General features: G+C 67.1%; 10 protein-coding genes. 9 read left to right on the top strand and 1 reads right to left on the bottom strand.

All coding sequences use genetic code 11. The annotated features are described in order from the left end of the window. A partial coding sequence (locus tag JNN06_RS04825; protein WP_291238458.1) for a DUF2169 domain-containing protein occupies positions 1 to 315 on the bottom strand: 315 nt, incomplete at its 3' end. A 210-nt stretch (positions 316 to 525) separates the two neighbouring features. Here JNN06_RS04825 and JNN06_RS04820 point away from each other — a divergent pair. The 9 genes from JNN06_RS04820 to JNN06_RS04780 form a co-directional block, all read left to right on the top strand. After that, positions 526 to 1857, top strand: coding sequence for an ATP-binding protein (locus tag JNN06_RS04820; protein WP_291238457.1), 1332 nt, complete (start codon positions 526 to 528; stop codon positions 1855 to 1857). Continuing rightward, complete coding sequence (locus JNN06_RS04815; RefSeq protein WP_291238456.1) at positions 1854 to 2843, top strand: HupU protein; 990 nt, start codon at positions 1854 to 1856, stop codon at positions 2841 to 2843. Before JNN06_RS04820 ends, JNN06_RS04815 begins: the two co-directional genes overlap by 4 nt. Continuing rightward, the gene (locus JNN06_RS04810; protein ID WP_291238455.1) at positions 2840 to 4276 is read left to right on the top strand and encodes a nickel-dependent hydrogenase large subunit; all 1437 of its coding nucleotides are present in this window, start codon (positions 2840 to 2842) and stop codon (positions 4274 to 4276) included. The genes JNN06_RS04815 and JNN06_RS04810 overlap by 4 nt, the downstream gene beginning before the upstream one ends. Before the next feature lie 52 nt (positions 4277 to 4328). Then, a complete protein-coding gene (hypF, locus tag JNN06_RS04805; protein WP_291238454.1) occupies positions 4329 to 6581 on the top strand; it encodes a carbamoyltransferase HypF in 2253 nt (750 codons plus the stop codon). 203 nt (positions 6582 to 6784) lie between these two features. Further along, a complete protein-coding gene (locus JNN06_RS04800) occupies positions 6785 to 7870 on the top strand; it encodes a hydrogenase small subunit (protein ID WP_291238453.1) in 1086 nt (361 codons plus the stop codon). A gap of 2 nt (positions 7871 to 7872) precedes the next feature. Beyond that, positions 7873 to 9666 carry a nickel-dependent hydrogenase large subunit gene (locus JNN06_RS04795; RefSeq protein ID WP_291238452.1) on the top strand — a complete coding sequence of 598 codons (1794 nt, stop codon included), beginning with the start codon at positions 7873 to 7875 and terminating at the stop codon, positions 9664 to 9666. A gap of 12 nt (positions 9667 to 9678) precedes the next feature. Continuing rightward, a complete protein-coding gene (locus JNN06_RS04790; protein ID WP_291238451.1) occupies positions 9679 to 10260 on the top strand; it encodes a HupE/UreJ family protein in 582 nt (193 codons plus the stop codon). A gap of 4 nt (positions 10261 to 10264) precedes the next feature. After that, complete coding sequence (cybH, locus tag JNN06_RS04785) at positions 10265 to 11035, top strand: Ni/Fe-hydrogenase, b-type cytochrome subunit (RefSeq protein ID WP_291238450.1); 771 nt, start codon at positions 10265 to 10267, stop codon at positions 11033 to 11035. Positions 11036 to 11285: 250 nt separating this feature from the next. Then, a partial coding sequence (locus JNN06_RS04780) for a HyaD/HybD family hydrogenase maturation endopeptidase (protein ID WP_291238449.1) occupies positions 11286 to 11642 on the top strand: 357 nt, incomplete at its 3' end.

The following is an 11642-nucleotide window of genomic DNA, read 5'->3' as shown; positions in this document are numbered from 1 at the left end:
CTGCACCGCCACCGGCAGCCGCGCCACCGCCCGCCCGCCCGGCGCATGGGCCACCGCGTTCACGATCACATCGGTGCCGGGATGATCCAGCGTCAGCTCGGCCTCGCGCAGCAGGCTACGGGCCGGATCATCGGCCAGATGGCGCGGCGAGAGCATCACCGGCTCCTGATCCGGTGACAGCAGCGGCGCGCCGCCTTCGGGCCGGTCGCAACTGGGGGGCAGATCGAAACTGGCCTTGATGCCCACGCACAGCACATGCGCCCCGTCTGCATCCAGAAGCAGGGCGTGGCTGGCCGCAAAACTGGTCAAATTCACCAGACCCAGCACAATAAACCTCCCGGAAAGCCCGGATGACGTGAAAATTCAGCGCGAAGAATCAACGAATATGGCCAAAAGTCTGTGCCAAGCCGCCCGCCCTGTCCAGCATCTTGAAGGGCCTGCCCCTTGACGCCACCCGCGCGATTGTGTCCCCTGAGGCAGGCGCGCCAAGAAAGCGTCCCCAGAAATGCGCCTCAGGAAAGCCGGATGCCGCAGCCCCCCAGCCACAGCCCCACGCCCCCGGCGGCCGATCTGAGCGATGCGGCCTGGGCCGAGGTGCTGAGCGCGGTGGACCGCACCTATGCCGAACTGGTCGCGCATCAGGAGCGGCTGGAGCGGCAGAACCGCGAGCTGGAAGACCTGCGGCAGTTTCAGGCCTCGGTCTTTGCCTCGGTGTCGGATGTGCTGATCGTGCTGGACCGGCTGGGCGTGGTGCAGGAGGTCAACCGCTCGGTCACCGAAGGGATGGGCGCCCCCGCCTCGGCCTTGCTGGGGCAGCCGCTGGCGGCGCTGGTCGATCCGGCGGATCATGCCGCGCTGGCGGCGATGATCGCGCAGGTGACGCGCAGCCGGGCGCGGGCGGTGCTGGAGTTCACGCTGGCCGCGCGGCCCGATCCGATGCCGGTGGAGGCGGTGCTGTCGCCCCGGCTGGATGATCGCGGGCGGGTGGTGGGCATGGTGCTGGCCGGGCGCCCGGTGGGCGAGCTGCGCCGCGCCTATGCGCAGCTGGAACAAAGCCATGCCGAGATGAAGGCAGCGCAGGCACAGCTGGTGCGCGGCGAAAAGCTGGCCTCGCTGGGCCGCCTTCTGGCCGGGGTGGCGCATGAGCTGAACAACCCGATCAGTTTTGTCTATGCCAATGCACATGCGCTGGAACGCTATGCCGCCAAGTTCGAGGCCTATTTCCAGCGGGTGCAGGCGGGGGCGGACCGGGCCGAGCTGGTGCGCCTGCGCGAGGAGTTGCGGCTGGACCGCGAGCTGCGCAACCTGCGCGAGGCCGTGGGCGGCGCGCGCGAGGGGGCCGAGCGCGTGCGTGACATCGTGGAGGATCTGCGCCGCCTGTCCGCCGATGGCTCGGGCGAGCTGGTGGCGCTGGATCTGGCGGAATGCGCGCGGATCGGCGCGCATTGGGTGCTGCGCGGGGCGCGGCAGGCGGCGGATTTGCAGATCACCGGCCAGATGCCGCTGCTGGTGCGGGGTCGCCCCGGCCATGTGCAGCAGGTGGTGATGAACCTTGTGCAGAACGCGGTGGATGCTGTGGCGGGCCAGCCCGCACCGCGCGTCAGCCTGCATCTTTCCACCGAGGGCGGCATGGGCTGCCTCAGCGTGCAGGACAATGGGCCGGGCATCAGCGAGGCGGCGGCGGCGATGATCTTTGACCCGTTCTTCACCACCAAACCCGTGGGCCATGGCACCGGTCTGGGCCTGTCGATCAGCCTCAAGATCGCCGAGGAACATGGCGGCCATCTGCTGCACCTTCCGGGGCCGCAGGGGGCGCTGTTCCGACTGGAGCTGCCACTGGCGGAGGGCGCGGCATGAATGTTCTGTGGCTGCAATCGGCGGGCTGCGGGGGCTGCACCATGTCGCTGCTTTGCGCCGAATCCCCCAATGTGCTGGACCTGCTGGCGGGGGCGGGCATCCGCTTGCTGTGGCATCCGGCGCTGAGTGTGGAAAGCGGCGCCGAGGTGCGGGCGCTGCTGGCCGCCATCGAGGCAGGCGCCGTGGCGCTGGATGTGCTGTGCGTCGAGGGCTCGATCGCCACCGGCCCGCGTGGCACCGGGCGCTATCAGATCCTGTCGGGCACCGGAATGCCGATGCTGGACTGGCTGCGCCGCCTCGCGCCTCTGGCGGGCGATGTGGTGGCCGTGGGCACCTGCGCCACCTATGGCGGCATCACCACGGCGGGGGGCAACCCGTCCGATGCGGTGGGGGTGCAATATGACGGCGCCCGCCCCGGTGGCGCGCTGGAGGCCGGGTTCCGCGCGCGCTCGGGGCGGCGGGTGATCAATGTGGCGGGCTGCCCGACCCATCCGGATTGGGTGACCGAAACCCTGCTGCTGCTGGCCGCCGGGCAGTTGGAGGAAACCGCGCTGGATGCGCTCGGCCGCCCGCGCTTCTATGCCGATCATCTGGTGCATCACGGCTGCTCCAAGAACGAGTTCTACGAATACAAGGCCAGCGCGCGCAGCCTGTCGGAAATGGGCTGCATGATGGAGCATCTGGGCTGTATCGGCACGCAGGCCGTGGGCGATTGCAATATAAGGCCGTGGAACGGGCAGGGCAGTTGCACGCGCGGCGGCTATCCCTGCATCAACTGCACCGCCCCGGAATTCGAGGAACCCCGACACAGCTTCACCGAAACGCCCAAGATCGCGGGCATCCCGGTGGGCCTGCCGACCGATATGCCGAAGGCCTGGTTCATGGCGCTGGCCTCGCTGTCCAAAGCCGCGACGCCCGAACGTATCGCCCGCAATGCCACCGCCGACCGGGTGGAGGTGCCGCCGACCTTGAGGAAACCGCGATGAGCGAGGGGGACCGCCGCCTGATCGTCGGCCCGTTCAACCGGGTGGAGGGCGATCTGGAAATCCGGCTCGACATCCGCGACGGGCAGGTGGCCGAGGCGCGGGTGAATTCGCCGCTGTATCGGGGGTTTGAGCGCATGTTACCGGGCAAAGACCCGCGCGACGCCCTGACCATCGTGCCGCGCATCTGCGGCATCTGCTCGATCAGCCAATCGGCGGCGGCGGCGCGGGCGCTGGCCATGGCCTGTAGCATGGCCCCCACCCCGCAGGGCGAGCGGGTGGCGGCGCTGATCCATGCCATCGAGAATGTCATCGACCATCTCACCCATTTCAACCTGTTCTTCATGCCCGATTTCACCCGCGCCCCCTATGCCGGGCGCGACTGGCATGGCGCGGCGGTGGCGCGCTTCACCGCGATGGAGGGGGCGGCGCAGCGCGCCACGCTGGAGGCCCGCGCGGCGCTGCTGCATGTGGTGGGCATGCTGGCGGGGAAATGGCCGCATACGCTGGCGATCCAGCCGGGCGGGGTGACGCGGGCACCCACGGCTCGCGATCAGGCGCGCATTCTGGCCAGCCTTTCCGCCTTTCGCCGCCATCTGGAAGGGGTGGTGTTCGGCGCCCCGCTGGAGGAATTTATCGCGCTGACCAGCACGGATGCGCTGCTGAACTGGCAAACCGGCGATGCCGGGCTGTTCCTGCGCATCGCTGCCGATCTGGGATTGGCGCGGCTGGGGCAGGGGGCCGGGCGGTATCTGTCCTTCGGGGCCTATCCGCTGGAGGGCGGCCATGGTTTCGCGCCGGGCCTGTGGCGGGGTGGCGCGCTGGCGCCGCTCGACACGCGCGGCATCACAGAAGACCTCAGCCATTCCTGGATGCTTGGCCCTGCGGCGCATCCGTCGCAGGGCGTGACCGACCCCGATGAAGAGATGCGCGACAGCGCCTATAGCTGGTGCAAGGCCCCGCGTCTGGCGGGCGAGACGATGGAGACCGGCGCGCTGGCCCGGCAGGTGGTCGACGGCCACCCGCTCGCGCGCGACCTGGCCGCGCAAGGCGGCGTGCTGGCGCGGGTGGCGGCGCGGCTCCTGGAACTGGCGCGCAGCCAGCTGCTGCTGGAGGATCTGGCGCGCGGCATCCGGCCCGAGGCCAGCTTCATGTCCGGCCCCACCACACTGCGTGATGGTGTGGGCGAGGGCCTGGTGGAGGCCGCGCGCGGCGCGCTTGGCCATTGGCTGCGCATCGAGCGCGGGCGCATCGCCGCCTATCAAATCGTGGCTCCGACGACCTGGAATTTCAGCCCGCGCGACAGTGCAGGCGCTCCGGGGCCGGTTGAGGCGGCCTTGGCGGGCGTGCCGGTGCAGCCGGGCGAGGAGACGCCCTTGGCGGTGCAGCATGTGGTGCGCAGTTTTGATCCCTGCATGGTCTGCACGGTGCATTGAGAGGGCAAAGGCGGGGGCTCTGCCCCCGCACCCCCGGGATATTTGGGAACAGATGAAACAGCAGGGCGTGGCGATCCGGGTCAGGGGGCAGGTGCAGGGGGTGGGGTTCCGTCCCTTCGTCTGGCAATTGGCGCAAGAGCTGGGGCTGGCCGGGCAGGTGCTGAACGACCCCGAGGGGGTGCTGGTGCTGGCCTGCGGCGCGCGGGTGGCCGAGCTGGCCTCGGCCCTGCGCGACCGGGGGCCGCCTCTGGCGAGGGTGGATGCGGTGGAGGTGCGCGCGCATCTGTTCAGCGCCGCGCCCGAGGATTTCGTGATCGCGGCCAGTCAGGGCGCGGGCGCGGAAACAAGGGTGACGCCGGATGCCGCCACTTGCCCGGCCTGCCGGGACGAGATCTTTGCGCCGGGGCGGCGGCAGGGCTATGCCTTCACCAACTGCACCCATTGCGGGCCGCGTTTCACCATCCTGCAAGGCCTGCCCTATGACCGGGCGCGCACCACCATGGCGGAGTTTCCGCTCTGCCCCGATTGCGCGGCGGAATATGGCAACCCCGCCGACCGTCGCTTTCACGCGCAGCCGGTGGCTTGTCCGGCCTGTGGCCCGCGCCTGTGGTTCGAGCGTGCGGGGGTCGAGCAGTCGGGCGAGGCCATCGCGCAGGCGGTGGCCTGTTTGCGGGCGGGTGGTGTGGTGGCGGTGAAGGGCTTGGGCGGCTTTCATCTGGCTTGCGATGCCGCCAATCCGCAGGCCTTGGCCCTGCTGCGCACACGCAAGCACCGCCCCGCCAAGCCCTTTGCCCTGATGGGCACCGAGGCCGCGCTGATGCAGGTGGCCGATCTGACGCCTGCCGATCTGGCGCTGCTGCGCGACCCTGCCGCGCCGGTGGTGCTGGTGCGGGCGCGGGGCGCGCTGCCCGAGGCGGTGGCGCCCGGCATGGCGACGCTGGGGGTGATGCTGCCCTATACGCCCTTGCACCACCTGCTGATCGCGGGCTTTGGCGGCGTGCTGGTGATGACCAGCGGCAATCTGTCCGGCGCGCCGCAGGTGGTGGGCAATGACGAGGCGCGGGCCAAGCTCTCGGCCTTTGCTGATGGCATGTTGCTGCATGACCGCGACATCGCGCGGCGGCTGGATGACGGGGTGGAGCGTGCCGACCCGCCTATGGTGATCCGCCGCGCGCGGGGGCGGGTGCCGGGCACGCTGCCACTGCCGCCGGGGTTTGAGGGCGCGCCTCAGGTGCTGGCCTTTGGTGGCCAGATGAAGGCGGCGATCTGCCTGACGAAGAACGGGCAGGCGATGCTGTCACATCATCTGGGCGATCTGGACGAGGCCGAAACCGCCGAGGAATATGCCCGCGCCCTGCGCGATTGTGCCGCGCTGTTCGATCATCGCCCCACAGTGGCGGCCTGTGACCTGCACCCCGGATTTCGCGCCACACAGGCGGCGGAGGCCTCAGGCCTGCCGCTGGAGCGGGTGCAGCACCACCATGCCCATCTCGCCGCCTGTCTGGCCGAGAACCTGTGGCCGCTGGGGGGCGGCAAGGTGGCGGGGATCGTGCTGGATGGCACCGGGCTGGGGCCGGAGGGCACGATCTGGGGCGGCGAGCTGCTGCTGGGCGATTACACCGGCTTCACCCGCCCTGCCCATCTGACCCCCGCCCCCTTGCCCGGAGGCGATGCCGCCGCGCGCGAGCCGTGGCGCAATGCGCTGATGCGGCTGGATCAGGCGGGGCTGGGCGATTGGGCGGATGCGCTGTTCCCGGCGGCGCCCCGCGATGTGATCCGGCGCATGGCGGCGGCGGGGGTGAATGCGCCTTTGTCCTCCAGCGCGGGGCGGCTGTTCGAGGCTGTGGCCGCTGTGCTGGGCCTGTGCCCGGAGCGGCAAAGCTATGAGGGCGAGGCTGCGATGCGGCTGGAGGCGCTGGCCTCAAGGCTCGCGCAGGGGCAGGGCGGTGGCTATGAATTCGCGCAGCAGGGCGGTCAGATCGACCCCGCGCCGATGTGGGGGCAGATCCGCGAGGATTTGGCGCGCGGCGTCAGGCCGGGCTTTATCTCGCAGCGCTTTCACCTTGGGCTGGGGCTGGCCTTTGCCGCCGAGGCCCGCGCGCTGGTGGAAAGCGGGGCCGCGCAGGCGGTGGCGCTGTCGGGCGGGTGCTTTCAGAACCCGCAGCTTCTGAGCGCGGTGCTATGGGGCTTGGGCGATCTGCCGGTGCTGACCCATCGCAGCGTTCCGGCCAATGATGGCGGGCTTGCACTGGGTCAGGCCATGGTTGCGGCGGCGCGGCATTTGCGCAAGGCGGAAACGCGCTGACCGGCTGCGCCTGCGCCATGGCAGGATGCTGACCATGGCTGGCCGGGCGCATGATCTCCAAGCCATTGTCTATGATAAGAAAAACCTGATTTCGCGCGGCACGCTTTTGCCTTTGCGCCGCCCCCCTGCCTTGCGGCACCCCTGATCCAGACCACGCATAAGGCCCGGCGCACCGGGCAGCCAGGCTGACGAGGGAGGGCGCTTTGGCGACAATCGAGACCTTTTACGACGTGATGCGCCGGCAGGGGATCACCCGCCGCAGCTTCATGAAATACTGCTCGCTGACGGCGGCGGCGCTTGGCCTTGGCCCGGCCTTCGTGCCGAAAATCGCACATGCGATGGAGACCAAGCCGCGCACGCCGGTGATCTGGGTGCATGGGCTGGAATGCACCTGCTGTTCCGAAAGCTTCATCCGCTCGGCGCATCCGCTGGCCAAGGATGTCGTCCTCAGCATGATCAGCCTCGATTATGACGACACGCTGATGGCCGCCGCAGGCCATGCCGCCGAGGCCGCCTTCGAGGAGACGATCCAGAAATATCACGGCAATTACATCCTCGCCGTGGAGGGCAACCCGCCGCTGAACGAGGACGGGATGTTCTGCATCACCGGCGGCAAGCCTTTCGTCGAAAAGCTGCGCCACGCCGCCGAAGGCGCCAAGGCCATCATCAGCTGGGGCGCCTGCGCCTCTTACGGCTGCGTGCAGGCGGCGGCGCCGAACCCGACCCGCGCCACCCCGGTGCATAAGGTCATCACCGATAAGCCCATCATCAAGGTGCCCGGCTGCCCGCCGATCGCCGAAGTGATGACTGGGGTGATCACCTATATGCTGACCTTCGACCGCATGCCCGAGCTGGACCGGCAGGGCCGCCCGAAGATGTTCTACAGCCAGCGCATCCATGACAAATGCTATCGCCGCCCGCATTTCGACGCCGGGCAGTTTGTCGAACATTGGGATGATGAGAACGCGCGCAAAGGCTATTGCCTCTATAAGGTCGGCTGCAAGGGGCCGACCACCTATAACGCCTGCTCCACCGTGCGCTGGAACGAGGGCACCAGCTTTCCCATCCAGTCCGGCCATGGCTGCATCGGCTGTTCCGAGGACGGGTTCTGGGATCAGGGCAGCTTCTATGACCGGCTGACCACCATCAAGCAATTCGGAATCGAGGCCAATGCCGATCAGATCGGCATGGGCGCCGCCGGGGTCGTGGGCGGGGCGGTGGCGGTGCATGCCGCCATCAGCGCGCTGAAACGGGCGCAGAAAAAGACGCAAGACAAGGTCGAGGGCTGATCATGACGGTTTCCACCCCCAACGGTTTCAACCTCGATACCAGCGGCAAACGCATCGTCGTGGACCCGGTGACCCGGATCGAGGGCCATATGCGCTGCGAGGTGAATGTGGATGAGAACGGCATCATCCGCAACGCCGTGTCCACCGGCACCATGTGGCGCGGGCTGGAGGTCATCCTGAAGGGCCGCGACCCGCGCGACGCCTGGGCCTTTACCGAACGCATCTGCGGTGTCTGCACCGGCACCCATGCCCTCACCTCAGTGCGGGCAGTGGAGGACGCGCTTGGCATCTCGATCCCCGACAATGCCAATTCCATCCGCAACATGATGCAGCTGAACCTGCAAATCCATGATCACGTCGTGCATTTCTATCACCTGCACGCGCTGGATTGGGTGAACCCGGTCAATGCCCTGCGCGCCGATCCCAAGGCCACGTCAGAGCTGCAACAGAAGGTCTCGCCCAGCCATCCGCTCTCCTCGCCCGGCTATTTCCGCGATGTGCAGAACCGGCTGAAGAAATTCGTCGAAAGCGGCCAGCTCGGGCTGTTCAAGAACGGTTATTGGGACAATCCGGCCTATCTGCTGCCGCCCGAGGCCGATCTGATGGCGACCACGCATTATCTGGAGGCGCTGGACCTTCAGAAAGAGATCGTGAAGGTTCACACCATCTTTGGCGGCAAGAACCCGCATCCGAACTGGCTGGTGGGCGGCGTGCCCTGCCCGATCAATATTGACGGCGTGGGCTCGGTCGGCGCGATCAATATGGAGCGGCTGAACCTCGTTTCCTCGATCATCGACAAGTGCAACGAGTTCAACCGCAACGTCTATATCCCCGATGTGATTGCGATTGGCGGCTTTTACCGCAATTGGCTTTATGGCGGCGGACTGTCGTCGAAATCGGTGCTGGCCTATGGCGACATCCCGGAAAATCCCAATGATTTCAGCCCCGGCCAGCTGCATCTGCCGCGCGGGGCCATCATCAATGGCAATCTGAACGAGGTGCATGACGTCGATCCGCGCGACCCCGAGCAGGTGCAGGAATTCGTCGATCACAGCTGGTATACGTATGGCGAGCCGGGCAAGGGCCTGCACCCCTGGGACGGCGAGACCAGCCCGAAATTCGAGCTGGGGCCGAATGCCAAGGGCACCAAGACGAATATTCAGGAGCTGGACGAGGGCGCCAAATATTCCTGGATCAAGGCGCCGCGCTGGCGTGGGCATGCGATGGAGGTCGGGCCGCTGGCGCGCTATATCGTCGGCTATGCCAAGGGGCATGAAGACATCAAGAACCAGGTCGACGGGTTGCTGCGCACCATGGACCTGCCGGTCTCGGCGCTGTTCTCCACGCTGGGGCGCACCGCCGCGCGGGCGCTGGAAAGCGAATATTGCGGGCGGCTGCAAAAGCACTTCTTCGACAAGCTGATCCAGAACATCAAGAACGGCGATCAATCCACCGCCAATGTCGAGAAATGGGACCCGTCGACCTGGCCGAAAGAGGCCAAGGGCGTCGGCATGACCGAGGCGCCGCGCGGCGCGCTTGGTCATTGGATTCGCATCAAGGATGGCCGGATCGAGAATTATCAATGCGTGGTGCCGACCACCTGGAACGGCAGCCCGCGCGATGTGCAAGGCAATATCGGCGCGTTCGAGGCCAGCCTGATGGACACCAAGATGGAACGCCCGGAGGAGCCGGTGGAGATTCTGCGCACACTGCATTCCTTTGACCCCTGTCTGGCTTGCTCGACCCATGTGATGTCGCCCGATGGTCAGGAAATGGCCGCGGTCAAGGTGCGTTGAGGGAGGAAAACCATGAAGAAACTTGCATTTACCGCTGCGCTTTCCCTGATCGCCGCGCCTGCGCTGGCCCATACCGGCGCCGGGCATGTGACGGGCTTTGTGCATGGGCTCGCGCATCCGCTGCTGGGTCTCGATCACCTGCTGGCAATGCTGGCCGTGGGGCTTTGGTCGGGCCTTGCCCTGCCGGGCCGGGTCTGGGCGGGGGCAGCCAGCTTTCTGGGGGCCATGAGCCTTGGCGCCGCCGCAAGCTGGGCCGGGATCGGCTTTCCCGGCGTGGAAAGCGCCATCACGGCTTCGGTGCTGGTCTTTGGTCTGCTGGTGCTGCTGGCCCGCGCGGGGCAACCGGGGGCGCTGACGCTGGTGACCTTGCTGGCCATTGCGGGCTTTGCCTCTGCCCATGGCCATGCCCATGCGACCGAGGCCACCGGCGGGGCCACGGCCTATCTGGCGGGCTTCCTGCTGGCGACGACAGCGCTGCATCTGGCGGGCATTCTGCTGGCGCGGGCCTGTGCGGGCGGGCTGGTCGGGCGTCTGGTGCAGGGCGCGCTTGGCGCCGGCATCGCGGCTTCGGGCCTTTTGCTGATCGCCGGGTGATGCCATGAGCGACCCGCACGCCCCGCCCCCCGAAGTCTTGGCCCCCGACGCGCCCCGCCTCACCGGCGACGCCACCGCCGCCGATCTGGAAAGCCTGCGCCGCCGCACCTCGGTTTACGTCTACGAGGCCCCGGTGCGGCTGTGGCACTGGCTCAACGCCGCCTGCATCACCCTTCTGATCGTCACCGGCTATCTGATCGGACGGCCCTTGCCCTCGATGCAGATCGCCGAGGCCTATGACCAGTTCGTGATGGGCTATATCCGCTTTGCCCATTTCGCGGCGGCGCAGGTGATGACGGTGATGTTTTTCGGCCGCATCTACTGGGCCTTCATGGGCAATCACCATGCGCGGCAAATGTTCGTGCTGCCGATCTTCAGCCGCCGCTTCTGGCACGAGCTGATCTTCGAGCTGCGCTGGTATTTCTTTCTGGAATCCGAGCCGAAGAAATATATCGGCCACAACCCTCTGGCGCAGCTGGCGATGTTCTTCTTCATGACGCTGGGCCTGACCTTCATGCTGGTCACCGGCTGGGCGCTTTATGCCGAAGGGGCGGGGCAGGGCAGCCTGCCGGACCTCATGTTCGGCTGGCTGATCGCATTGGTGCAGAACACGCAGCGCCTGCACACGCTGCATCATCTGGGCATGTGGGCCATCGTGATCTTCATGATCATCCACATCTATGCCGCCATCCGCGAGGACATCATGTCGCGGCAAAGCATGGTCTCCACCATGATCTCGGGCCACCGCACCTTCAAGGATGACCGCCCGGATTGACCGCAGTGAAGGGGCTGGAAGTATAGTTTCCAGTTTTGTCAGAATGTGGTGCCTGTCTTGTCGTATTGCCCCGGAAAATCCCGCCCCCACAGGCGGGATTTTTCTTTTCTGTCATGTGTTTGCATAAAATATGCGCAGGCTGCGACTTTTCGCCTCTGGCCTTGGCTGAAAAGTATACTGTCGGATACGAGAGGCCCGCAAAGGCCCGGCCAGCAAAGGTTCAGGCCAGCCAGCTTCAGGGAGGAAGCCCGTGCCAGCACATCCGCAAACCATCCTCATTCTGGGGATCGGCAATGTCTTGTGGGCCGATGAAGGCTTTGGCGTGCGCTGTATCGAGGCGATGGCCGACAGCCTTGCCTTGCCGCCCTCGGTCACGCTGCTGGATGGCGGCACGCAGGGCCTTTATCTGCTGCCCTTTCTGGAAGAGGCCGAGGCGCTGATCGTCTTTGACGCGGTGGATTACGGCCTGCCCCCCGGCACGATGAAGGTGGTGGAGGGCGACGAGGTGCCCGCCTTTCTGGGGGCCCGCAAGATGAGCCTGCACCAGACCGGCTTTCAGGAGGTCATCGCCACGGCGCAACTGCTGGAGCGCTGCCCGCGTCACCTG

It is taken from the genome of Gemmobacter sp., assembly GCF_016792925.1.
GTDB lineage: Bacteria > Pseudomonadota > Alphaproteobacteria > Rhodobacterales > Rhodobacteraceae > Gemmobacter.
This window is presented reverse-complemented; position numbering and strand designations above follow the sequence as displayed.